Here is a 24,939-nt window from a genome sequence, read left to right as displayed (position 1 = left end):
AATTAAGGAGCAGCAGTAATTGACCATTCAATATCAGCTTGATAATCTCCACCAGCCATTGAAGAAGCTGTGTATGCAGGAATTAATAATTTAACTGAGTTTGCTGTTGTATCTTCTGCATTAACGTTTGTTGATGAACCATACTCAACAGTCCACATACCTTTACCTGCTTTATCAGCATTTCCAGCAGTTGCTACTAATGCTGATTGATCAAATTCTAATTTTACAGTTGCTTCAAATCCAGGAGTTGTTCCTGTAGAACCACCAGCTGTATTAGACCATGGGTTCGTAAATGTGATTGTTGAACCAGTTAATTCTCCTGTTCCAGCAGTTTGAGTGAATTGTTTTGTCATTTTAGCGTTAACAGTATATCCGTTAGCGTCTGTACGTAAATCTCCAAATTGTAAGATTGGTCCACGAGATTATTCTTCATCAGCCGCATTTTTAAATTTATTAGCTGCTGCAAAAGCTGATACTTCTTTAGTATCTGTTTGTACTTTTCCAAATTGTAAAACTGGTGCATGAGAGATCTCTAAAGGTCCCATGTCTGGATTTGGATTTGGTTTTACATCTGGTAATTCTGGTAATTTTTCATCTGGTTTTTCTGGGTCTGTTACACCAGGTTTAGGATCAACCTTACCATTTTCAACATTAACATTCCCATTTGTTGTCATTGGATCTCCAGGTGCTGCTGATGCGACTGTTCCTCCTAAAATAAGTGTTGATAATACTGCTGCACATAAAGTTTTTGCTTTCATTATGTTATTCCTCTAATATATTTTTTATTATTATTGACAGTCTATTGACTGATTCAATCATCTTTAATCAGGTTTTCTTTATGGAGTCGCCTGTAAAATCCATGTTAATTCAGTTTGATAACGTCCAGGAATAATACTTGTCTTCTCTGGTACTGATAAGCTGATAGCTGAATTACTATACATATTTTTGTTGAACTGTGAGTCTATCATTGATTTTCCTTTTTCATCTTTAAGTTCAGTCAAGGTATTATCTTGACCTAATTTGTTATCTGATGAGGCACCAAACGATAATAACCACGTCCCCTTTCCTGCACCAATTGCTGCTGTAGCAACTTGGTAACTACTACCAATTTCATCAATTGAGATAGCATCTCTAAACATTGTTGGTGATTTTCCTAACCCACCTGAATTGGCCCATCCTTTATCAAAAGAAAGTCTAGCACCACTAAGTTCGATGTTATCCTTCGTTTTGAATTGAACTTCTTGTTTCAATTGCAAATTCCAACCTGGGCTATCTTTTCTCAAATCTGTGATTTGAATGTAAGAGGCTCTTGCTGGCGTGTCTGAATGAAACAATTGAGCCAAACTTGGATAAACACGATTATCTTTAGTGATTTTGGCATCAGCAAAGTTAATTGTTGAAACAAAATCAATTCTCAATTCACCATCTGTTGAAGGCCCTTCACCTGGGTCTACTGGTTCAAGTGGATTCTCTGGGTCAAGTGGATCTGTTTTGTCACTTGGAGTGACTGTGACATTTCCATTAGTCTCAAACCCAGATGTTTCACTGTAACTAGTTACAGGTAAGAGAGCAATTGCTAGGGGAAGTGCTAATGTTGCTAAGAATTTATTCTTCATTCTTCCTCCTCCTTCTTAAAACAATCCAGTAAACAGAACCTAAAATAAGTAGGCTTACACCGTAGAGTGAAGCTTTGGTAACGACTTCACCCGTTTTAGGTAAAAATTCTTTTCCTGAATCAATAATTGGTTTTTTAGGTTCTTCTGGCTTTGGAGTTGGTACCTCATCACCTTTAATAAGAGTAATCCCACTTGGTGTTGAAACTTGCCCATCAGCTGCTTCAACAGTAGGTATTTGTAATCCAAAAGTAACTAGAAAAATAATTAGAAGTATCGGATACATATTTCTTTTTTTCATTATGGAGTCGCCTCCATCAATTGCCATTCTATTTCACCAGTATATTGCCCATTAGTTATTTTTGATTTAGTTGGGTCAATAACTAACTTAATACCATTTGAATCTTTAGTGCTTCCCCAAGTGTCTGAAATATTAATAACAGTTTCATCTTCTGCTGGTTTATCAGCTGATTGATAAATCCCTTGAAGGTCCTCGCTTAAAATAACTGTTTTATCTCCATTGACATATTGAAGGGAATCAACTAACTTAATAGACTCATCATCAGTATTTGTCATTTGAGAAATAAGTTTTGCACCTAACGTCCATTTAGATTTTCTAGCTCTTGTATCATTAACAATTAAATCTTGATCATAGATACCATTATCGACTCTTTTTACAGTGGCATCATAAGACACCGTTCCAAAGTTAATCGTTTTAGGAGCTGAAACTAACTCAATCACCCCATATACTTCAGTAGTAGAAACTTCTCCTTCTGCTGAATAAGTAGCTCTCTCGTTTTTATCATCCTCTGGGCCAACCACAAAGTCTTTTTCCCTTGGCGAATTACCAGTAGCTTTAGCTTTATTCGTAATCACTTTCCCAACAGAAGATGATCCTAATTTAGTATTAAAACTAATCACACTAGACTCTTGAGATTTCAAATTACCAACTGGAATTGTTAGTGTTCTTGTCGATTCGTCAAATGAGTAATCTGTTTCAGGTATTGCCAAATTATTTATTTTCATATTAGCTGTTGCTTTGTCGAATAATAAACCTTCTGGAAGTACATCAGTCACAACTACCTGTTTCCAAATCATATTAAAAGAGCTTTCTTTATTATTTTTCACATTAATTTTGTAAGTTAATGTATCGCCTACTTGGATTCCCTCACTAGAATCAGATTCAAACGTCTTAACTAATTGTGGTTTATCTGGAAGAATGTCTTCTACAATATATTTAGTAGCTGCCTTAAATACTGCATCTCTGTAGCTCAAATCATTTTCTGGATTTATATTTCCTGATTCACTATTTGTAGCAGGTTTTTCAATGTCAGCTGTTATTTTAGATGCATTATCCTCTAAAAATATTTGTACAATATCACCTTTTTCTAAATAATAAGGTAAATTGTATTCCCAAGAACCTTTTTCATTTACATTTCCTACAAAATTTTGACGAACTCCATTGATTGAAATATAAAATTTTGAATCTGGTTCTGCATTCTTTCCTTTCAGCTGTTTAGTACTATTAGTAATAGTTCCTTCTTCTATCTCAGCTGGTTTAGGTGGAGTAACATCTATTACAGTAACTGACTCCTCATCTCCTACCCATTTATTTGGTTCGGCAGGTCCTCTTTCAGCATGTGCTGTAACTTGTTCTCCAGCATTTTGAAATTCAACAGGAACTTTTGCATATCCATTGCTATCTGTTAGAATCGGTCCATACTTGTTTCCAAACGTATCAGTAAAATAAACAGATGCTTCACCAGTCGTAGCATATATTGGAACTAAAATAGTATTTCCATTTTCATCATATCCAGTTGGTCTATCACCTAGATAAACTCGTACTTTTAATGACTTATCTGCATCTGTGACTGGTGACCAAATCACCTCAGGCGCAGTATTAATACCTGTTATTCTCTTGGTAACTATAGGATTGAACTTATCTAAAGTATCAGTAAAATTAGCATCAGTTGCTACAGGATACGGTGTTGATAAGGATGCAGCATATGTATTAGAATTTTGACTGTTCATTTTAAATCCAGCTACTTTTACATATGATTCCTGTGCTAATCCATCAATATTCCCATTTGAAGATCCTCCAGCTGCTCCATTTTTCCATAGACTAACATCTGAATTCATGATCTCAAACGTATTACTATTCCTACCATTGGCAACAGTTGCTGAATTATACATATTTACTGCTCTGTAACTTCCAGTGTTACTTGCTGTATTATTAGTAGAGTTTCTAATATCAAACGATTTTGGGCTATCTAATACAAAAGAATTATTTGTGGAAGTTCTCTGTGTTTCAATGGTTCCTCTATTTATAGCAGTTTCTCCATAAGCAAAAAAATTAGCTCCAGGTTCTACGATAAAGGAATTATCTTTTACTTGATCACCGTATCCATCCGCAAACGGTCCCGGTCCTCCTCCAAATGTGAGAACTGATCCAGTACCTCTACTAATCAAGTTGACTGTTGCATCTTTTTTAACTCTAATTGTAGAATTATAAGTATCGAATCTCCATGCATTTCCTTTCATATCAATGTTTAACGTTGCTCCCTCATCAATAATTCCATCTCCATAATCTCCGTAAAATCCTGGGTAACTTGTTCCATTCGTTATATTCTTTAAATAGACAAATGAATCTTTCCCTATTGTTAGTTGTCCATTGGCTGCTGTTGTTTTAGGATCAATTCTATCCACAAACCACACAACTGAATAGTTAGATTATTCTGTAATTCCTTTAAAAGAAGCTTTTGGTTCTACTATTAAACTTCCTAAATAAAATGTTTCACCAGATACACTCAACTCAACCCTACCAGCTAAAGTTACCTCTGATTGGTAGCCAACAATTGCACGAGCTACCCCTCTATAAGCAGTTGTATTGTCATCAATATCTGTATTCACATTAGTAAATCTAAAATACCAATTTTTAGAGTATGGAGCATTAACATTTTCCCCAGCAACAGTTGTGTCAACGCCAGGCGCTCCTATAAATCCATAGGAATAAGCATTTTCAGTTCCAGGTTGTGCAATACTTAAATTTTTTAAATGAAACATAGACCTATTTTGAGTACTGCCATCTGCTGCTGTTTCTGTAAATCCTGTTGGTGCATTACTTGTTCTAAGCATTTTAGAACCTATAAGCGTTAAACCATATTGCTTCGTTTCTCCTGTTATAGAATCAGTATATCCTCCGTCAATAACTAGTGAACTTTTTCGATACTCATCGGCATTATCACCAAAAATCGTAGTTGAAACACCATCAACAGATATATCTTGACTTGTAATGTCCGTTGTTAATTTTATTTTAGTAACCGTATTGTCTTTATAAGCTCTAACAAATTCAGTACAATTAGAGACGTTAACTACTTTTTCATTCGGATTAAAATTACCTTTCTTAAGATAGTAGGCATTATCAGCTAATTCTAGTTCACTATCAGTAGGTAAAATACGTTCATTTTCAGCACTTACATGAACCATATTTAATGATACTGAAATAAAAAGTGTGAGTATTAAAACACAAAATTTCAATACAATGAGAGTTTTTTTCAATCCATTCAACTCCTTTCTCCCCAAAAAAAATATTTCCTACACAAAAAGTATAAGACAGTATCGTTTCTCATTTTTTTAATTTATTTTATAAATAAAAAAAAATAAAATATAAATATTTTTTTAACCACCTTTTTAATTTAACCCTTGATATAAAAGCATTTTTAAAACTCACCATTCTTTTTAATACCCCCTTTTCGAAAACAGATTAATAAAAAAATAGTGTAAATTAAAACGCAAAAAAAGCACTTTTAATTATATTAATAACTAAAAGTACTTTTTAATTTGTTTATAAAAATGGCTCTTTTTACATTTTAATAATAGTTCTTCCTGAGTGAGTTCCTTCTAATAAACTTCCCACTATAGTTTCTATATTTTCTAATGGTTCTTCTACGGCTCCAATTTTTTGCAGTAGTTCTTTATCTAAGTCTTGTCCAATACGATTCCAAATAGCTTCTTTTTTCTCATTAGGTAATTGAACAGAGTCCACACCTACCATTTTGATTCCTCTTAAGATGAATGGTAAGACTGTTGTTGATAGTTTAATACCACTTGCATTCCCACATAAAGTGATCGCTCCACCGTAATTAATTTGAGGTAGGATAGCTGATACGATTTCTCCTCCAACTGTATCTAATACAAAATCATAGGCTTGTTTTTGTAGCGGTTTGATTTTTTCTGGCATAAATTCTTCTAAACTAATGATAGATGTTGCTCCGATACTTAATAGGAAGTCTTCATTCTTTTTACGAGATAAAGCAGTAATATTTTTGTAGCCTAAACTTTTTAGCATCGCAATACCGATACTGCCAACACCGCCGGTAGCTCCTGTCACTAAAATACGTGCTTCTTTATCTGATAAACCATTTCTCTCTAACTCACTAATTGATTCTAAGGCTGTAATTCCCGCAGTTCCAATACTCGCTGCTTCTTTTTCTGTAACTGTTTTTGGTAAGACAATTGGCCAGTCATTAGGTACGCAGATGATTTCACTGAAACCACCTGTATGAGTTACCCCAAGACCTTTTCCTGTAATCACAACAATATCCCCAACTTTTAAGTTAGCAGCAGTTGTTTCAAGAACTTCTCCTACAGCATCAATTCCTGGAATCATCGGGTAACTTCTGATAACGCCACCATTTTTGATTGTTGCTAAGGCATCTTTATAGTTAATGCCTGAGTAATTTGTTTTAATAATTGTTTCGCCTTCTGACAGATCAGCTAAAGTACATGTTTTAACACTTGCTTTAACCGTATCTTCCACTTCTTCTACCACTAATGATTTAAACGTTGTTACTGTCATTTTTTGGCCTCTTTTCTTTTTTATTATCCTTATTTAAGTATAACTCATTTGTTCTCTTTTTTTGCTGATTTCTTAGATAAATTTTATTGTATTCTCCCCATCTTTCTTGTATAATTCCGTTGTTAGTAAACTTATAGTTTAGTAATACAAAACTTTTGTGCTTTAATGTTTAGTAAATGTAAACTTTGAAACGAGGATACTTATGAATATTGGAAGTAAAATAAAAAATTTACGCATACAAAAAAATCTGACTCAAGAAGAACTCGGTGAGCGAACTGACCTTAGTAAAGGTTATATTTCTCAACTTGAACGAAATTTAAGTTCACCTTCAATGGAAACTTTCTTTTCTATCTTAGAAGTTTTAGGTATTTCACCTAAAGCCTTTTTTGATGAAAAAGAGCAAGTCCAACAAGTCGTCTATAAAAGTGAGGATCATACCATCTATTATGAGGAAGAAAAAGGCTATGAAATTAACTGGCTAGTTTCTGACTCTAATGAAAAAGAAATGGAGCCTATTATTCTTTCACTTGATAAAAATGGGGAGTATAAAGAATTTGAACCTTCTTTATCAGATACTTTCGGGTATATTCTTGAGGGGCGTGTATGTGTTGAAATTGGTGCAGATAAGTACTACGCTAATAGTGGAGAAACTATTTACTATCAAGCTTTAAAGAAACATCAAATTAGAAACGATTTTGAGGGGACTAGTCGTTTACTATTAGTAGCAACAAATTCATATTTATAAAAGGGGTGGCTTTAGTGAGTAATACAATTATTCGTTTTGATACTGTAGTAAAAGAATTTGACGACAATGTGGTTTTAAAAGAGGTTAGTTTTGAAATTGAACAAGGTAAGTTTTACACCTTGTTAGGACCTTCTGGTTGTGGTAAAACGACCATTCTTAGATTAATTGCTGGTTTTTCAGAACCAACTTCAGGGGATATTTATTTTGATGGTAAAAAAATAAATCAAGTGCCTGCTAATAAACGAAAAGTAAATACTGTTTTTCAAGATTACGCACTATTTCCACATATGAATGTCTTTAATAATGTTGCTTTTGGTTTAAAAATAAAAAAAATGAATAAAGATGATATTGAAAGAAAAGTAAAAGATGCTCTTCGTATGGTTCAGTTATCTGGTTTTGAAGAAAGACAAATCAGTGAGATGTCTGGTGGACAAAGACAACGTGTGGCAATCGCTCGTGCTCTTGTTAATGAGCCTGATATTTTACTACTAGATGAACCACTTTCAGCTCTTGATTTAAAATTACGTACAGCTATGCAGTCTGAATTACGTGAATTACAAAAACGTCTTGGTATTACTTTCATCTTTGTAACCCATGACCAAGAAGAAGCTTTAGCTATGAGTGATGAAATCTTTGTCTTAAATGAAGGTAACATCGAACAAAGTGGCACACCCAGAGATATTTATGATGAGCCTATTAACCGTTTTGTCGCTAACTTTATTGGAGAAAGTAACATTGTTGATGGTGTGATGTTAGAAGATAATTTAGTTGAATTTGTAGGCAAATCATTTGAATGTGTAGATAGTGGGATGCGTAAAAATGAGCCTATTGAAATTATGATTCGTCCTGAGGATTTAAGTATTGTTCCCGTTAATAAAGGTAAACTTGTAGCAACTGTTGATTCTTTATTATTTAGAGGAGTTCATTATGAAATCTTTTGTATTGATAAAGAAGGTAATGAGTGGACAGTTCATTCAACGCGCCGTGCTGACGAGGGACAAGAAGTTGGTATTTATTTTGAGCCAGAAGATATTCATGTTATGCGTTTTGGTGAGTCAGAAGAGGACTTTGATGCACGACTTGAAAGCTACGACGAAGATTAAGGAGGCTTGAAATGACTGTTAATAAAAAATTATATACGATTCCTTATGTTTTCTGGTTGTTACTATTTGTTATTGCTCCTGTGATTTTAATTATTTATCAATCATTCTTTGATACAAATGGCGCTTTTACTCTAGCTAACTATCAACAATATTTAACTTCAGCTACTTATTTAAAAATGACTTTTAACTCAGTTTTTTATGCCTTTTTAATTACTCTTTTTACTTTGTTAATCAGCTATCCTACTGCTTACTTATTAACTAAGTTAAAACATAAACAACTTTGGTTAATGTTAATCATCCTACCTACTTGGATTAATCTACTATTAAAAGCATATGCTTTTATTGGTATTTTTAGTGTCCATGGAACTGTGAATTCATTTTTAGAAATGATTGGCATTGGTGGTAAGCAAATTTTATTTACTGACTTCAGTTTTATTTTTGTGGCTACATATATTGAAATACCTTTTATGATTATGCCTATTTTTAATGCCTTAGAAGAAATTAATCCGTCGTTAATTTCAGCTAGTCGTGATCTAGGAGCAAATGGTGTTGAAACTTTTAGACGTGTGATTTTGCCACTCTCTCTAAACGGGGTAAAAAGTGGTGTACAAGCAGTTTTCATTCCCTCTTTAAGTTTATTCATGTTAACTCGTTTAATTGGTGGAAACCGCGTGATTACCCTTGGTACAGCCATTGAGCAGCATTTCTTAGTGACTCAAAACTGGGGTATGGGTTCTACTATTGGTGTCATTTTAATTATTACTATGTTTATTATTATGTTCTTTACAAGAGAAAAGAAAAAAGGAGGTAAAACTAAATGACAAATAGAAAATTCAAATGGTCGAACCTCTATTTAATTCTTATTTTTATCCTTCTTTATGTACCAATTTTTTACCTGATTTTTTATTCTTTTAATGTTGGTGGCAATATGACCTCATTTACTGGTTTTACATTTGAGCATTACCAAACCGTTTTTGAAGATACGAGACTAATTGGAATTGTGATTAATACCTTTTTACTCGCTTTTCTTTCAGCCTTAATTGCTACAATTATCGGAACATTTGGTGCTATGGGGATTCATTATACAAAACAGCGTGGTATCAGAAATACTGTTCTTAGTTTAAACAATGTCTTAATGGTCTCACCTGACGTTATTATTGGTGCTAGTTTCTTAATTCTATTTACTTTTTTAGGAACTTGGTTTGGTTTTAAATTAGGTTTTGTCTCTGTGCTACTCTCTCACATTGCTTTTAGTATTCCCATTGTGGTTTTGATGGTCTTACCTAAAATTCAAGAGATGAATCAATCTTTAATTGATGCTGCTAGAGATTTAGGGGCTAATAACTTCCAAGTTTTACGTCAAGTTATTTTGCCTTATATCACACCTGGTATTATTGCTGGTTACTTTATGGCTTTTACTTATTCACTTGATGATTTTGCCGTGACTTTCTTTGTGACAGGTAATGGTTTTAGTACTCTTTCAGTTGAGATTTACTCACGAGCAAGACAAGGGATTAGCTTAGAGATTAATGCTTTAAGTACCCTACTGTTCTTGTTCTCAATGATTTTAGTGATTGGTTATTATTTCATTAGTAAAGATGCTACAAATAAAAAGAATAAGAAAAAAATAACTAGATAGAAAGGAAGCAGTTATGAAGAAATTAAATTCATTAATAATAGGGATTATTGCTATTATCTTATGTCTTGCGATTGCTGCTTTTAATCTGGAAAAAAGTTCAGGAAAAGCAAGTTCAAAAGTCGTAACCATTTACAACTGGGGAGATTATATTGATCCTGATTTACTTAAAAAATTTGAAAAAGAATATGGCTACAAAGTTATTTACGAAACTTTCGACTCAAACGAGGCCATGATTACTAAAATCGAACAAGGTGGAACAGCCTACGATATTGCCATTCCAAGTGATTATATGATTCAAAAAATGATGAAACAAGACTTACTCATTAAACTTGATCACAGTAAAATTAAAGGCTTAGACAATATCGACTCACAGTTTTTAGATATTGATTTCGATGAGGGAAACCAATATTCAATTCCTTATTTTTGGGGAACTTTAGGCATTATTTATAATGACAAATTTGTTAAAGAAGAAGAGATACAACATTGGGACGACTTGTGGGCACCTCATCTAAAAAACAATGTTATGTTAATCGACGGAGCTCGTGAAGTTATTGGACTTGCTTTAAACAGTGATGGTAACTCTCTTAATAGTAAAAACGATGCTGAACTAGAAGCAGCCTCTAAAAAATTAACAGGTTTAACAACTAATGTAAAAGCTATTGTTGCTGATGAAATCAAAATGTATATGATTAATGAAGAAAGTGCTGCTGCCGTATCTTTCTCAGGTGAAGCTAGCGAAATGCTTGATAACAATGAGCACTTACATTATGTGATTCCAGAAGAAGGTTCAAATCTTTGGTTTGATAACATTGTCATTCCTAAAACATCCAAAAATTTAGATGGCGCTTATGATTTTATCAACTTCATGTTAGAACCAGAAAATGGGGCGGCTAATGCTGAATATATTGGTTACTCAACACCTAATAAAAAAGCAAAAGCCATTTTATCTAAAGAAATCACTGATGATGAACAATTTTATCCAAGTGAAGAAACAATGAAAAACTTAGAAGTCTATGAAGACTTAGGTTCTAAATACTTAGAAATTTATAATGACCGCTTTTTAGAATTTAAAATGTACCGGAAATAAATTTACTCACGTTAAAATAAAATGTTATTTTTTATTTTAACGTGAGTTATTTTTTATTTAGAAATAAAAAAACGGATAATTTAAAATGTAACTATTTTAAGGTATAATAAAAACAATATATTCAAAAGCAAGGAGATGAGCGGATGGAAATCATCGAAAAAGCCCCTGCAAAAATCAATCTCGGTCTAGATGTTTTATATAAAAGAAATGACGGTTATCATGAACTTGAAATGATTATGGCTAGTATTGACTTAGCTGATCGATTAACTTTCACGAAAACTGAAAGCAATGACATTACTATTACAACTAATAGTGGCTTTTTACCTACAGATAGAAAAAACAATATTTTCCAAGCCATTGAAGCCATGAAAAAGCGCTATGCTTTTGAAGGTGGTGTCCATGTTAATCTACAGAAAAATATTCCTGTAGCAGCTGGCCTTGGTGGTGGTAGTAGCGATGCTGCAGCTACCTTTAGAGGAATTAATCGTCTCTTTGATTTAGAAGCTACTTTAGAAGAAATGACTGAATTAGCCATTCCTATTGGAACCGATATCCCTTTTTGTTTAAAAGGGGAAACTGCCCTTGTAACTGGTCTTGGTGAAATCGTGACACCATTAAAGAGACCAATTCCTCAGTCATGGGTTGTTTTAGTAAAACCAAAAATCAGTGTTTCAACACCTAGAGTTTTTTCAAAAATTGATGTAGACACTTTAACTCATCCAAATATTAAGGCTCTACAAAAGGCCATTGAAGATAATAATTATACTGAAATGACACAGCATTTAGGTAATTCCCTAGAATCTTACACGATGAAAAAATTCCCTGTTGTGAAAATGATTAAAGAAAAGATGCTAGATTTTGGAGTAGATGCTGCTGTTATGAGTGGAAGCGGTCCTACAGTTATTGCATTATGTGATAAACATTCACGTGCTATCCATATTGCTAATTCTTTAAAAGGTTTTTGCCAAGAAGTTTATGTAGTTAGGACATTAAATCAGTAACTAAAAGAACGACTCTTATTTTTAATTAAGAATCGTTCTTTTTTCTTGCCTTCTTTTCCTCATCGTGCTATTCTTTAAAAGTTCAAAACGTAATCATTACATTTTATATAAAACCTTTTAGAAAGGATGGGTCGAATGAATTATATCGATGTTAAAGATTTAACCTTTTATTATGGTGAAGAACCTGTTTTACAAGATATCTCTTATCAGGTTAAACCAGGGGAATTTGTCATCTTAACAGGAGAAAATGGAGCTGCAAAATCAACTTTAATTAAAAATACTCTTGGTCTACTTACTCCAGCTAAAGGAGAAGTTACAATTGCTAAAAAGAATATCGATGGGCAACCTTTAAAAGTTGGATATAGCCCACAACAAATTGCTTCATTTAATGCTGGATTTCCAAGTACTGTACTTGAATTAGTAGAATCTGGGAGATTTACCCATGGAAAATGGTTTAAACGTTTATCAAAAACAGACCATGATCATGTAGAAAAAGCATTAAATTCTGTTGGTATGTGGGAAATGCGTCATAAACGCGTTGGTGAGTTATCTGGTGGGCAAAAGCAACGTATTTGTTTAGCTCGAATTTTTGCGGCTGATCCTGATTTATTTATCTTAGATGAGCCTACTACAGGAATGGATGAAAAAAGTCGTCGTGATTTTTACCGTTTACTTCGCCATGCTTCTCATGCTCACAATAAAGCAATTTTAATGATTACTCATGACCATGATGATATTAAAGAATACATGGATCGCCATATCCAGTTAGTTAGAAAGGAGGACACAGAATGGAGATGTTTTCATATGAATTCATGATAAGAGCCTTAATTGCCGCCTCTTTTATGGCAGTAATCGCTCCCTTACTTGGTGTTTTCCTTGTTTTAAGACGCCAATCTTTATTAGCTGATACCCTGTCTCACGTTTCCTTAGCAGGTATTGCTTTAGGTTTTTTAGTTAATTTAAACCCAACAGTGACTACTTTAGTAGTTGTCGTTATTTCAGCCCTAGCTCTTGAGTACATCAGAAAACTTTACAGTTCTTATTCTGAGGTCTCAACGGCAGTATTAATGTCTGGTGGTTTAGCCACTGCTCTTGTTTTAATGAATTTAAACAAGGGACAAAATACAATGAACATTCAGCAATATTTATTCGGTTCTATTATTACGATTAATTGGTCCCAAGTTAAAATATTAGGTGTTTTAATGATTGCTATTGTGATTCTGTTTATCTTTTTAAGACGCCCTATGTATGTCTTAACCTTTGATGAGGATACAGCTCATGTTGACGGACTACCTGTTAATCTGTTGTCTACTTTATTTAATGTAATGACAGGTGTGGCAATTACTTTAATGATTCCAATTGCTGGAGCATTACTCGTGTCGGCTATTATGATTTTACCAGGAACCATTTCTATGAAATTAGGCCGAACATTTAACCAAGTGATTCTAATTAGTGTTGTCGTTGGTTTTATTGGGATGATTTCTGGATTGATTGGCTCTTATCAATTAGATACGCCTCCTGGAGCTACTATTACATTAATCTTTATTTTCATGTTTATTTTAGTTAATTTAAAAGATTCGATTAAAAAAAGCCGTAAGAGAAAAGCCTAATTTTTTCTTACGGCTTTTAATTGCGAACATTATTTGCGAACAATTCTTTTTTTTTTCTAAAAATACTTTGTTTTTTACCTAAAACATACTATAATGGTTTGTATTACTTTAATTAAAAAGGAGTTATAACATATGAAAATCAAAAGAAGTGAACGTTTAATTGATATGACTGCCTACATTCTAAACAACCCTCACAAACTCACTCCTTTAACTTATTTCGTTAATAAATATGAGTCTGCAAAATCTTCTATTAGTGAAGACTTGACTATTATTAAAAAAACTTTTAAAGATCGTGGATTTGGTACTTTAGAAACTATGGCTGGTGCGGCTGGTGGCGTTATATTCACTCCAGAAATTCCTTTTGAAACAGCAAAAGAAATGGTTGATGAATTATGCGAACGTTTGTCAGAACAAGATCGTCTATTACCTGGTAGTTATGTCTACCTATCAGATTTACTTGGTGACCCTCAATTACTAAAACAAATTGGTCAAATTATCTCTTCTCAATATGTTGGAAAAGAAATTGATGCTGTTATGACTGTTGCTACTAAAGGTGTGCCAATTGCTCAAGCTGTGTCATATTACTTAAATGTGCCATTTGTTATTGTACGTCGTGATTCTAAAATCACTGAAGGTTCAACAGTTAGCGTTAATTATGTATCTGGTAGTTCTGAGCGTATTGAAAAAATGGAATTATCAAAAAGAAGTTTAAAACGCGGTTCTCGTGTCCTTGTAGTTGATGACTTTATGAAAGGCGGCGGTACTGTTAACGGTATGAAAGCTTTAATCGAAGAGTTTGAAGCTGAATTAGTCGGTGTAACAGTTTTTGCTGAATCAACGTTTAGTGGTCGTCGTATGATTGATGATTATACATCTCTACTTTGTGTGAAAGATGTTGATACAAGAACAAAAAATATTACAGTTGTTCCTGGAAATTATTTCGATCCAAAACTACCATAAAATTGGTATAGTCTAAAGAAGAAGTTAAAAGAGCTTGATACATAAGCTCTTTTTTTGTTACAATAAATCGAAAACTAAGATTAGTATTAAGGAGTGTTAGATAAGTGGAAAATCGTTACGCAATCGTCTTAGCTGCAGGTAAAGGTTCTCGTATGAAATCATCTTTATATAAAGTCCTACATCCTGTTGCTGGAAAACCAATGGTAGAACATGTTATAGAACAAATCGAAGCAATTAATGTAGATGAAATTGTTACAATAGTAGGATTTGGTGCTGAAATGGTTCAAGAGCAATTAGGTGAACGTTCTCAGTATGCCCTACAAACAGAACAATTAGGTACAGGTCATGCGGTTTTAGCTACTTCAGATTTATTAAAAGACAAATCTGGTACAACTCTCGTTATTTGCGGTGATACACCTCTTCTAACATCAGAAACCCTTGAAAAATTAATAACTCATCATGAAGAAACAGGTGCTAAAGCAACTATTCTTTCAGCTATTGCCCATGATGCTTCAGGTTATGGTCGTATTGTTAGAAATGCAGATAATTTAGTTGAAAAAATCGTTGAACATAAAGATGCCTCAGAAGACGAATTATTAATTAATGAATTCAATACTGGAACTTACTGTTTTGATAATGAATTTCTATTTGAATCGTTAACTAAAGTTGGTAATGATAATGCTCAAGGTGAGTACTACTTACCTGATGTTATTAGTATTTTAAAACAACAAGGTGAAATCGTAACTGCTTATATTATGGATTCAGAAGAAGAATCTATGGGAATTAATGACCGTGTTGCTTTAGCAAAAGCAAGTCAGCTAATGACAGCTCGCATTAATGAAGCACATATGAAAAATGGCGTTACTTTTGTGGATCCAAGTTCAACTTATATTGAAAGTGATGTTGTCATTGGACATGACACAGTGATTGAACCAGGTGTTATGCTACGCGGAAAAACAGTGATTGGTGATAATTGTCTTGTGACTGCCAACTCTGATATTACAAATAGCCACATTGGAAATAATGTAGTTATCAAATCCTCAACTCTAAACCAAGCTATTGTTAAAGACGGTGCTGATGTTGGACCTTACGCTCACCTTAGACCACAAGCTGAAATTTTAGAAAATGCTCACATCGGAAACTTTGTTGAGATTAAAAAAGCGACAGTTGGCGAAAACTCTAAAGTTGGTCACTTAACTTATGTGGGAGACGCTACTCTTGGAAAAGATATTAACGTTGGTTGTGGAACTGTTTTTGTTAACTATGACGGAAAAAACAAATTCCATACAATTATTGAAGACCACGCCTTTATTGGGAGTGGTACCAATTTAGTAGGACCAGTCACAATTGGACGTAACTCAGCGGTTGCTGCCGGCTCGACCATTACTAAAGATGTGCCTGAAGACTCATTAGGAATTGCTCGCGCTCGCCAATCAAATTTGGAGGGTTATGCTAAAAAAATGCCATATAACGAATAAAAAGAGCTCAAATGACTTGATTTATTCGTTAAAAATGACTACTATTTAGTGGGAAGTATAATCACAAGTTTAAAACAAGAAAGCGGAGGTCCTCATGTCTAATCATTACTTTGATCCAAGACTAAAAATCTTTTCATTAAACTCAAACAAACCTTTAGCGAAAAAAATCGCTGATGCAGTTGGAGTAGAATTAGGAAAGTCTGAAGTGAAACAATTCAGCGACGGTGAGATTCAAATCAATATCGAGCAAAGTATTCGTGGTGGTCACGTCTACTTAATCCAATCAACAAGTAACCCTGTAAATGACCATTTAATGGAATTACTTATTATGATTGATGCCTTAAAACGTGCGAGTGCTAAAACAATTAACGTTGTTATGCCTTACTACGGTTACGCTCGTCAAGATCGTAAAGCTCGTTCTCGTGAGCCTATTACATCTAAATTAGTGGCAGATATGCTTGAAAAAGCAGGTGCAACACGTATGTTAACTTTAGACTTACATGCATCTCAAATCCAAGGATTCTTTGATATTCCTGTGGATCATTTAATGGCTGCTCCTCTTTTAGCAGACTACTTTATTGATCACGGATATGAAGGTGATGATGTAGTTGTTGTGTCTCCTGACCACGGTGGCGTAACACGTGCTCGTAAATTAGCAGAAATCTTAAAATCACCAATTGCAATTATTGACAAACGCCGTCCAAAAGCTAACGTAGCTGAAGTAATGAATATTATTGGGGAAGTTAAAGGTAAAAAATGTGTGTTAATCGATGATATGATTGATACAGCAGGTACTATTACACTAGCAGCAGAAGCTCTTAAAGAAAAAGGGGCTACTGAAGTTGTTGCATGTTGTACTCACCCTGTTCTTTCAGGACCTGCAATCGAGCGTATCGATAACTCATCTATTGAAAAATTAATCATCACAGACTCTATCCTTTTACCTGAAGACAAATATTCAGATAAAATCGAAATTGTAAGTGTTGGTGAATTAATGGGAGATGCGATTAAACGTATTCACGAAAATAAACCAGTAAGTCCACTTTTCGAATCAAAAAAATAAGTTAAAAAGGTTGTGAAAGATTTTATCTCTTTCACAACCTTTTTTTATTGAAGATATATCTGACTACTCGTCAGATGTTTTTTTGTTGTTTTGTTCTGCTAATAACGTACGGATATCGCTAAGGATTACTTCAATTGTTTCTAATTCTTCAACAACTTCTTCTTCCTCTTCTTCCTTTTTAGGAACAACCTTGTTAGCGTTATTTGCAGCTTTAATAATCATAAATAAAACAAATGCTGTAATTAAAAATGTAATAATTGCTGAGATAACTAAACCATAGTTGAACTCTACACCGTTAATATTAAATGACAAGTTTTTTGTTACGTCATCTACATTAGTTGAACCAGGGAAAATTAAACTAATCACTAAACCAATTAGAGGGGTAATTAAACTTGTAGTCAGGGCTGTTACGATTGCTGTAAACGCTCCCCCAATAATAACCCCGACTGCTAAGTCAAGAACGTTCCCTCGCATAATAAACTCTTTAAACTCTTTAAACATCTCCATCACTCCTTTTATAGTATACACTGATTATACCTAAACTTAACTCATTAGACCTATATTTTGTTTGAAAAATTCATTTATTATAGTTAACAAAACCTATTTAAACTTTTTTGTCTTCAACTTTCTTTCGATTTTATTTTTTTATTTAGTTAAGGAATTATTAACGATTTCTTAAACTTAATTTTTTTGACAGAAAATCTAGCCTTTTCCTATCATCTGAGCTAAATTTTTGGTACTCTAAAGGGTGTATCTAATTATTAAATATAGATACCTATCTGATCAACAAAGGAGATTAGATTTATGACTTTTGAATTAAATCAAAACGTGAATTTACACGTTATTCCAACTAATAAATATAAAACCGTGCGTATTTTAGTTCGTTTCTCCGCACCGTTAACAACTGAAACTAGTAGCAAACGATCACTTTTAGCAAGTCTAATGGAAACAAATAGTTTGAATTATCCAGACCAGACAGCCTTGAGTAAAAAATTATCTGAACTTTATGGGGCAAGTTTTGGTATTGGTGTTAGCCGAAACGGAAATGAACATTACTTCACTTTAGGAATGAATATTATTAATGATAAGTTGGTTCCTAGCGGCATTTCTGTTTTAGAATCTGCTGCTGAATTTTTAAAAGAAATTATTTTTGCTCCACATATTATTGATGGTAATTTTGAAACTGATACTTTTCTACGAGAAAAAGAAAACTTAATCGAATACATCGAATCTATCTTTGATGACAAACAAACTTACGCTTCTCTTTCTCTTCAAAACCTTTTCTTTGCTAGATCTAACAACCAAAAAACACCAAGTTTTGGGCGTACTGAAGACATAGAAAAAGAAACCGCAAGCTCTATTGCTGATTATTACCGCCACATGATTGTTAATGACAAAGTCGATATCATTGTAATTGGTGACGTGGCTGAAGGGTATGTTGCAAGATGCTTTAAAGATTTTGGTTTCGAAGATCGTTCCTATGAATCAGAACCTCTATTTTACAAGCAATCACTAGACAATGTGATTCGTCAAAAAACTGAGCAATTACCTGTTGTTCAATCTAAATTAAACTTAGCCTATCATTGTGATATTTATTATTACGATGACCTTTATTTTGCCTTAATGGTATTTAACGGATTATTCGGAGGTTTCCCTCACTCGAAACTATTTTTAAATGTGAGAGAAAAACATAGTTTAGCTTACTATGCTAGCAGTTCTGTGGAACCTTTCAGAGGTTTATTAACTGTTCAAACAGGTATTGACGGGAAAAATAGAGAGAAAGTATTACGTCTTGTTAACGAACAATTAAAAGAATTGGCTACTGGAAAAGTGTCTGAGGAGTACTTAGAGCAGACAAAAGTTATGCTAATTAATCAATTTTTATTAAGTTTAGACAATCAACGTGCGCTCCAAGAGCAAGCTTTCTTAAAAATTAAAGTCCCTCAAGCTGATATCACTCAAGATGAATGGGTTAAACGTATTCAAGACGTGACTATTGAGGATATTAAAACAGTTGCTAAACACGTGAAATTACAAGCTGTTTACTTTATGGAAGGAGAAAAAGAAGACTAATGAAAAAGATTTTTTATCCTTCAATTAACGAAACTATTTACACAGGTATTTTAGATAATGGTTTAGAAGTTACCTTACTTCCAAAACCTGATTTCCATAAAACTTATGGCTTATTTACAACTAATTATGGCTCAATTGACAATGAGTTTATTCCTTTAGGTCAAAATGAATTTACAACTGTTCCTGATGGGATTGCGCATTTCTTAGAACATAAATTATTCGAAAAAGAAGATGAAGATGTCTTCCAACGTTTTGGGAAACAAGGTGCTTCAAGTAATGCTTTTACAAGCTTTACACGTACAAGTTACCTTTTTTCTTCTACAGATAATACCTTAGAAAACATTCAAACCTTAATTGATTTTGTTCAAGATCCTTATTTTACAGAAGAATCTGTTAATAAAGAAAAAGGGATTATTGCTCAAGAAATTAGAATGTATCAAGATGACCCAAATTGGCGCTTATTCTTTGGTATTTTAAATAATCTTTATCCAAAACATCCTTTACATATTGATATTGCTGGAACAGAAGAAAGTATTGATAAAATCACAGCTGAGGATCTATACCTTTGCTACAATACCTTCTATCACCCAAGCAATATGAATTTATTTATTGTGGGGAAAATGGATCCTGAAAATTTAATGACCTTTATTAAAAATAATCAAGACCAAAAAGAATTTGTTCAAGCAACTGAAATTGAACGCAGATTCCCTGTTGAATCAGCAAAAGATATTATTAAGGAAAGTAGTATTGAGCTTTCTGTTAGTCGTCCAAAAGCAATTATTGGTCTAAAAGGCTTAGATACTGTTCCAGAGAATGGTTTTGAACGCTTAAAATATCAAACTAGCGTCCAATTATTGCTTCAATTATTGTTTGGTGATACGTCTGAGAGTTATTTACAAATGTATAATGATGGACTAATTGATGATTCATTTTCTTATGATTTTAGTTTAGACCGTAGTTTCCATTTTGCAGATTTCAGTTCAGACACAAATGAACCTGAACGTTTTGCTAACCAAATGATTAACTTAATTTTGAAATCAAAAGATAGCCCTGAATTAACAGAACGAAACTTAAATCTAGCTAAACGAAAAATGATGGGCAAACATTTGCAATCTCTCGATTCACTTGAATACATTGCCAACCAATTTAGTAGTATAAAATTTGGAGATACTACTCTCTTTGATTTGGCTGAAATTATTGATAGCATTGAGCTAAGTGATTTATTAGCTGTTCATGATGCCTTTATTAGACCAGAAGGATTGAGTCGTTTCTTTATTTATCCAAAGAAAAGGTGAGTTAGATGAAGTATGTTTTAGTAACAGGAGCTAGTGGAGATATTGGTAGTGCCTGTGTTAAGCAATTAGCGCAAAATGGCTACTCTATTTATTGTCATTACCACACTCAAAAAGATAAAGCTGAAAAATTAATTCATGACTTACAAGATAAATATCCTAAACAAGACTTTTTTATGGTTCAGGCTGATTTATCTAAAGACAGTGGTCTTAATCAAATATTACAGTCTATTTTTCAATTAGATGGTCTTATTTTCGCTCATGGTGGAACGAGTTATAATCTACTAACTGAGCTAAAACCCGAAGAGTTTGATTCTATGTGGCAGACTCATTTAAAAACACCTATGTTACTGTGCCAAAACTTACAAACAAAACTAAGTACCTCAAGACATGGACGAATTATTTTTATTAGTTCAGTCTATGGTCTAATTGGCAGTTCAATGGAAGTTTTGTATAGTACATTAAAGGGTGGCCAAATTGCCTTTGCTAATGCTTATGCAAAAGAAGTCGCCACATTAGGTATTACTATTAATACAATCGCACCAGGCGCTGTAGACACTCAAATGAATACAGACTGGTCTTTAAAAGAAAAAGAAGAATTATTAGATGAAATCCCGCTACATAGAATGGCACTGCCAGATGAAATTGCTAGTCTTGCACTGTATTTATTAAGTGAAAACGCAAGCTATATCACTGGTACTTCTATTCCTGTAACAGGTGGATGGAAAATTTAGAAAGAAGGAGCATTACATTGGAAACCATTGGGGAAAAATTACAAAAAGCCCGTATCGATCGTGGTTTAACAATTGGTGATTTACAAAAAATTACTAAAATACAACGACGTTATTTAGAAGCTATAGAAGAAAATGATTTTGACGCCATGCCAAGTGATTATTATAAGAGAACTTTTATCAGACAGTTTGCAGAAGCTGTTGGATTAAACCCTCGTCCTCTTTTAAGACGTCTTGATGGCAAACCAGAAGAAGAAGAGTTAACTAATACAATGGCTCTTAGTATGCCTGTAAAAGGCTCTAGAAAATCAAAATACAATGAAACAAATACTAAAAAATCTTTAATTGCCTCATATATTCCTGTTGCTTTACTTGTTTTAGTTGTAGCTGCAATTATTGGTACAATTGTTTGGGCTATCATGTTAGATTCAGAAAAAGGGCCAATTGTTCCAACACCTAATAAAACAACTATTGTAGATAGTGGTTCAAAACTTGAAACATCAACTACAACTGAAAAATCAGAAACGGAAGAATCAACTAAGGACAGCGAAAAGACAGAAGAAAAGAAAAAAGAAACGAATATTTCTTTAGTATCAGATGATGGTGAAACAGTTGTTTATAAATTGGCTAATTGGGAAAAACCAATGAAAGTCGCTTTTAAAGGATTAGATAATGCCGCTTGGGTTGGTTTACAAAATTCTCAAACACAGGAAATTTTCTATCAATATACGATTCAACCAAAAGAAGAATTAGAAACTTTTGTCCCTGATGAGCTGGATTCGTTCAGCATTGTTGTTGGAGCTTCTCGAAATGTGACTATTTTTATTAACGGGGAAGAAATTAAATTTAACGAAAAAACACCCGTTGATGGCAAAAAAATGATAACATTAGAAAAAGGAACTACCACAACAGAAAAGAAAGAGGACGAAAATTAAAATGAATTTACCTAATCAATTAACTGTTTTAAGAATCTTAATGATTCCAATATTTATGATTGTTGCCTTAGTCCCTTTAAACTGGGGAAGTCTAGATATAATAGGTGTTAACTTAGAAGTTACTCAACTGGTTGCTGCTATTATTTTTGCTGTTGCTAGTATCACAGACTGGTTAGATGGAAAAATTGCTCGAAAACATAATTTAGTAACTAACTTTGGAAAATTTGCTGATCCTTTAGCTGATAAAATGTTAGTTATGACTGCTTTTATTGTTTTAGTTGAACAAGGAAAAGCTGCTGCTTGGATTGTGGCTATTATTGTTTGTCGTGAACTTGCTGTAACAGGTCTTCGTTTACTTTTAGTTGAAGATGGTGAGGTTATGGCTGCTGCTTGGCCTGGAAAAATTAAAACAGCTACTCAAATGGTTGCTATTATTTTACTATTAATTAACAATGTGCCATTTGCTGCAATGAACTTTCCATTAGACCAAATTATGCTTTATACTTGTCTAATTTTTACTATCTACTCTGGTGTAGATTATTTCGCTAAAAATAAACATGTCTTTAAAGGTTCTATGTAGATAAAAATCAAGAGATCTCTCTTGATTTTTTCTTTATTTAAGATTAAATTTAACTTATGATACATATTCTAAATAAAAAGGACTGATATGCTATGACTTCCATTTTTAAATCAGTGCAAAAACACACGTTAATCCGTAGTGCAGCGTATATTTTACTCGGTATTGCTATTACTTTAGACCCAATAGGTGTTTCAAAAATTATTTTAAATATCATTATTGCTTACAATGTTGTAATGGGTATTTTTAATTTATTAAGTGCCTTTAAAAATAAAGTTGATGGTTATAACCCAACTACTGGTTTTGCTATTTTTTACTTTGTTTGTGCCCTACTTATTTTCTTATTCGCAAAACCAATCGTTTCCATGTTGCCTATTCTTTTAGGTATTAGCTTTATTATTGGTGGCGCTATGCGTTTAACTCAATCTTTAAGCTTACGTCAATACGTTAATGTTAATTGGCTTCCTATGCTTGTTTATGGCGGTTTTATGATTGGTGCAGGTATCTTACTTGTTATCAACCCATTCTCAAGTGCCATGATGTTCTTTAGATTCTTTGGTATTACACTTACTATCTCAGGAATCTCTGAATTAATAGCTTTTATTCGCCTAAGAAATGTAGAAAATAATTAAAAAATGAGCCTGAGATTTATTGTTATCTCAGGCTCAATTACATACAAAAAGGAGAAATATAATGATTAACCAAGCTACAGTTATGTTATATGTTAGTAACGTGGAAAAATCAACTGACTTTTGGCAACAAGGATTCAATGTTTCTTCCTTAGAAACTATCCAATTACCTGATAACTACCTATCAGTAAAACTTTTCTTACAAGACGGATTTGCTTTACAGTTATTTGATAAAGAATTTATTCAAAAATATTCGCCTGAAGTTGCAATGAATACACCGTCTATTCTATTTTCAACAACAGATATCAACGCGCTTCACTCTCAACTAAGTCAAATTAGTCCTTTTATTAGTGACATTTCAGAGTTTGGCGGCAGTAATCAGTTTAACTTTTCAGATATTGATAATAATTATTTTGCTGTTACAGAAGAAAAAACGAGATAAAGAGTTAATTCTCTTCATCTCGTTTTTCTTTTTCTTTTCCATTACCAATAACTGGTAATGCTGGAATACTAGGTTTTTTATGTTCAATTTTCACTTCTAGTAAATCAAGTAAGAACACAAAAACTGGTATCCCGATAACTAATCCCCAAATGCCAAAGAATTTCTCTGAGAACATTAGGATAATAAATACGTAAAAAACTGGTAAATCAGTTTTACTACTCATTAATTTAGGATTTAGTGCGTATGATTCAATCGCATGAATGATTGCAATCATAATTAACACATAAATAACGTTCTGCACGCCACCTATCGTATAAGCGATTAAACTTAGTGGCACACACGAAATAATAACTCCTGCAACTGGAATTAAACTTAAAACGAAAATCATTAGTGCTAAACTAAGTAATTGTTCTTGTGGAAACTTCATAGCAAAAAGTCCAATTGTTGTTAAACCTGTATTAATTAAAGCAATGATAAACTGTGCCTCAATTACTACACCGAATGTATTAACAAATTTTTTACCTAAGTAACCAACATCTTTACTGAAAACACTGATTTTACTATTGTAGAAAGCTTGAGCAAAATCTGTTACCCACTCTTGCTCAATAATAAAGAAGAAACTTAGTAAGAAAGATAAAAAGAATGTTAATCCCATGGAACCAATACTTGTAATGGTACTAAAGATAACTTTAGCTCCTGTTGTTAATTGTTGTTTGATGTCATTGAAATTAATATTAGTCATCAGCCATTCAAACAAGCTGTTGTCTGTATTCATCTTTTGATAAAAAGCAAAGACTTCTTCAATGGTTTTTATTGTTTCTATAAACATTTTAGGCACATAGACTGTTATCGCAAAGTATAAAAAGACTAGTATCAACAGATACATGGCCAGTGTTATTATTTTTTTGGAGATTTTTGTTACTTTATGAATCCCTTCGACTCCTCTAATAATTAAATAAGTCATTATAAATGTTAATAAAACTAAACTTAAAATATTTCTAATCAGATAAAGAATAATACATACTGAAATTAATACTAGTGTCCGACGTATCGAATCATTTGTCTTTATTTTAGTCCATAAATCCATCATAACCCTCACACAA

The 24,939-nt window shown here is 33.1% G+C and carries 25 protein-coding genes and 1 pseudogene; 18 read left to right on the top strand and 8 right to left on the bottom strand.

The annotated features are described in order from the left end of the window. Positions 1-2: 2 nt before the first annotated feature. From DFR54_RS13330 to DFR54_RS02170, 6 genes and pseudogenes are all read right to left on the bottom strand, one after another. Positions 3-674: pseudogene (locus DFR54_RS13330) on the bottom strand (WxL domain-containing protein). Positions 675-836: 162 nt separating this feature from the next. Next, on the bottom strand, positions 837-1,616 hold the full coding sequence (locus DFR54_RS02190; RefSeq protein ID WP_114288723.1) for a WxL domain-containing protein: 780 nt from the start codon (positions 1,614-1,616) through the stop codon (positions 837-839). Beyond that, entirely contained in the window at positions 1,606-1,914 is a 309-nt protein-coding gene (locus DFR54_RS02185) for an LPXTG cell wall anchor domain-containing protein (protein ID WP_170126901.1), read from the bottom strand. Before DFR54_RS02185 ends, DFR54_RS02190 begins: the two co-directional genes overlap by 11 nt. Continuing rightward, on the bottom strand, positions 1,914-4,319 hold the full coding sequence (locus tag DFR54_RS02180; RefSeq protein ID WP_114288721.1) for an isopeptide-forming domain-containing fimbrial protein: 2,406 nt from the start codon (positions 4,317-4,319) through the stop codon (positions 1,914-1,916). The genes DFR54_RS02185 and DFR54_RS02180 overlap by 1 nt, the downstream gene beginning before the upstream one ends. A gap of 24 nt (positions 4,320-4,343) precedes the next feature. Beyond that, a complete protein-coding gene (locus DFR54_RS02175) occupies positions 4,344-5,171 on the bottom strand; it encodes a pectate lyase-like adhesive domain-containing protein (protein ID WP_114288720.1) in 828 nt (275 codons plus the stop codon). A gap of 304 nt (positions 5,172-5,475) precedes the next feature. Further along, complete coding sequence (locus DFR54_RS02170) at positions 5,476-6,471, bottom strand: YhdH/YhfP family quinone oxidoreductase (RefSeq protein ID WP_114288719.1); 996 nt, start codon at positions 6,469-6,471, stop codon at positions 5,476-5,478. Between the two features lie 202 nt (positions 6,472-6,673). On the opposite strand from DFR54_RS02170, the gene DFR54_RS02165 reads away from it, so the two are divergent. The 11 genes from DFR54_RS02165 (at position 6,674) to DFR54_RS02115 (ending at position 17,157) form a co-directional block, all read left to right on the top strand. After that, positions 6,674-7,216, top strand: a complete 543-nt coding sequence (locus DFR54_RS02165; RefSeq protein WP_114288718.1) for a helix-turn-helix domain-containing protein — start codon at positions 6,674-6,676, stop codon at positions 7,214-7,216. Positions 7,217-7,230: 14 nt separating this feature from the next. Then, positions 7,231-8,319, top strand: a complete 1,089-nt coding sequence (locus DFR54_RS02160) for an ABC transporter ATP-binding protein (protein ID WP_114288717.1) — start codon at positions 7,231-7,233, stop codon at positions 8,317-8,319. Positions 8,320-8,330: 11 nt separating this feature from the next. Continuing rightward, positions 8,331-9,140, top strand: coding sequence for an ABC transporter permease (locus DFR54_RS02155; RefSeq protein ID WP_086341836.1), 810 nt, complete (start codon positions 8,331-8,333; stop codon positions 9,138-9,140). Further along, a complete protein-coding gene (locus DFR54_RS02150) occupies positions 9,137-9,958 on the top strand; it encodes an ABC transporter permease (RefSeq protein ID WP_114288716.1) in 822 nt (273 codons plus the stop codon). The genes DFR54_RS02155 and DFR54_RS02150 overlap by 4 nt, the downstream gene beginning before the upstream one ends. 13 nt (positions 9,959-9,971) lie before the next feature. After that, on the top strand, positions 9,972-11,045 hold the full coding sequence (locus DFR54_RS02145; protein ID WP_114288715.1) for an ABC transporter substrate-binding protein: 1,074 nt from the start codon (positions 9,972-9,974) through the stop codon (positions 11,043-11,045). 143 nt (positions 11,046-11,188) lie between these two features. After that, positions 11,189-12,046 (top strand): 4-(cytidine 5'-diphospho)-2-C-methyl-D-erythritol kinase, encoded by an 858-nt coding sequence (gene ispE, locus DFR54_RS02140; RefSeq protein WP_114288714.1) that lies wholly within the window; start codon positions 11,189-11,191, stop codon positions 12,044-12,046. A gap of 135 nt (positions 12,047-12,181) precedes the next feature. After that, positions 12,182-12,862, top strand: coding sequence for a metal ABC transporter ATP-binding protein (locus DFR54_RS02135; protein WP_114288713.1), 681 nt, complete (start codon positions 12,182-12,184; stop codon positions 12,860-12,862). After that, positions 12,835-13,656, top strand: a complete 822-nt coding sequence (locus tag DFR54_RS02130) for a metal ABC transporter permease (protein ID WP_086341830.1) — start codon at positions 12,835-12,837, stop codon at positions 13,654-13,656. The genes DFR54_RS02135 and DFR54_RS02130 overlap by 28 nt, the downstream gene beginning before the upstream one ends. Before the next feature lie 132 nt (positions 13,657-13,788). Continuing rightward, positions 13,789-14,616 carry a pur operon repressor gene (purR, locus tag DFR54_RS02125; RefSeq protein WP_086341829.1) on the top strand — a complete coding sequence of 276 codons (828 nt, stop codon included), beginning with the start codon at positions 13,789-13,791 and terminating at the stop codon, positions 14,614-14,616. 104 nt (positions 14,617-14,720) lie between these two features. Continuing rightward, the gene (gene glmU, locus DFR54_RS02120) at positions 14,721-16,094 is read left to right on the top strand and encodes a bifunctional UDP-N-acetylglucosamine diphosphorylase/glucosamine-1-phosphate N-acetyltransferase GlmU (RefSeq protein ID WP_114288712.1); all 1,374 of its coding nucleotides are present in this window, start codon (positions 14,721-14,723) and stop codon (positions 16,092-16,094) included. Between the two features lie 94 nt (positions 16,095-16,188). After that, positions 16,189-17,157: a ribose-phosphate diphosphokinase gene (locus DFR54_RS02115; protein WP_114288711.1), complete on the top strand. Its 969-nt coding sequence runs from the start codon at positions 16,189-16,191 to the stop codon at positions 17,155-17,157. A gap of 63 nt (positions 17,158-17,220) precedes the next feature. Here the strand turns inward: DFR54_RS02115 and mscL are convergent, their stop codons facing one another. Next, positions 17,221-17,658, bottom strand: coding sequence for a large conductance mechanosensitive channel protein MscL (gene mscL, locus DFR54_RS02110; protein WP_114288710.1), 438 nt, complete (start codon positions 17,656-17,658; stop codon positions 17,221-17,223). Positions 17,659-17,961: 303 nt separating this feature from the next. Here mscL and yfmF point away from each other — a divergent pair, with 303 nt between their 5' ends. The 7 genes from yfmF to DFR54_RS02075 all read left to right on the top strand — a co-directional run bounded on the left by yfmF (position 17,962) and on the right by DFR54_RS02075 (position 23,836). Next, a complete protein-coding gene (gene yfmF, locus DFR54_RS02105; protein WP_114288709.1) occupies positions 17,962-19,230 on the top strand; it encodes an EF-P 5-aminopentanol modification-associated protein YfmF in 1,269 nt (422 codons plus the stop codon). Continuing rightward, positions 19,230-20,525, top strand: coding sequence for an EF-P 5-aminopentanol modification-associated protein YfmH (yfmH, locus tag DFR54_RS02100; RefSeq protein WP_114288708.1), 1,296 nt, complete (start codon positions 19,230-19,232; stop codon positions 20,523-20,525). Before yfmF ends, yfmH begins: the two co-directional genes overlap by 1 nt. 5 nt (positions 20,526-20,530) lie before the next feature. Continuing rightward, a complete protein-coding gene (gene ymfI / locus DFR54_RS02095) occupies positions 20,531-21,256 on the top strand; it encodes an elongation factor P 5-aminopentanone reductase (protein WP_114288707.1) in 726 nt (241 codons plus the stop codon). Beyond that, complete coding sequence (locus tag DFR54_RS02090; RefSeq protein WP_114288706.1) at positions 21,244-22,188, top strand: helix-turn-helix domain-containing protein; 945 nt, start codon at positions 21,244-21,246, stop codon at positions 22,186-22,188. Before ymfI ends, DFR54_RS02090 begins: the two co-directional genes overlap by 13 nt. A 1-nt stretch (position 22,189) precedes the next feature. Further along, positions 22,190-22,768, top strand: coding sequence for a CDP-diacylglycerol--glycerol-3-phosphate 3-phosphatidyltransferase (gene pgsA / locus DFR54_RS02085; RefSeq protein ID WP_114288705.1), 579 nt, complete (start codon positions 22,190-22,192; stop codon positions 22,766-22,768). Positions 22,769-22,860: 92 nt separating this feature from the next. Continuing rightward, entirely contained in the window at positions 22,861-23,397 is a 537-nt protein-coding gene (locus DFR54_RS02080; RefSeq protein WP_114288704.1) for an HdeD family acid-resistance protein, read from the top strand. A 61-nt stretch (positions 23,398-23,458) separates the two neighbouring features. Then, the gene (locus DFR54_RS02075; protein ID WP_114288703.1) at positions 23,459-23,836 is read left to right on the top strand and encodes a VOC family protein; all 378 of its coding nucleotides are present in this window, start codon (positions 23,459-23,461) and stop codon (positions 23,834-23,836) included. A 4-nt stretch (positions 23,837-23,840) separates the two neighbouring features. Here DFR54_RS02075 and DFR54_RS02070 read toward each other — a convergent pair whose 3' ends face one another. Continuing rightward, positions 23,841-24,926, bottom strand: coding sequence for an AI-2E family transporter (locus DFR54_RS02070; RefSeq protein ID WP_242542792.1), 1,086 nt, complete (start codon positions 24,924-24,926; stop codon positions 23,841-23,843). Between the last annotated feature and the right edge of the window lie 13 nt (positions 24,927-24,939).

The sequence above is a fragment of the Vagococcus fluvialis genome (assembly GCF_003337315.1).
In the GTDB taxonomy this organism is placed as follows: Bacteria; Bacillota; Bacilli; order Lactobacillales; family Vagococcaceae; genus Vagococcus; species Vagococcus fluvialis.
This window is presented reverse-complemented; position numbering and strand designations above follow the sequence as displayed.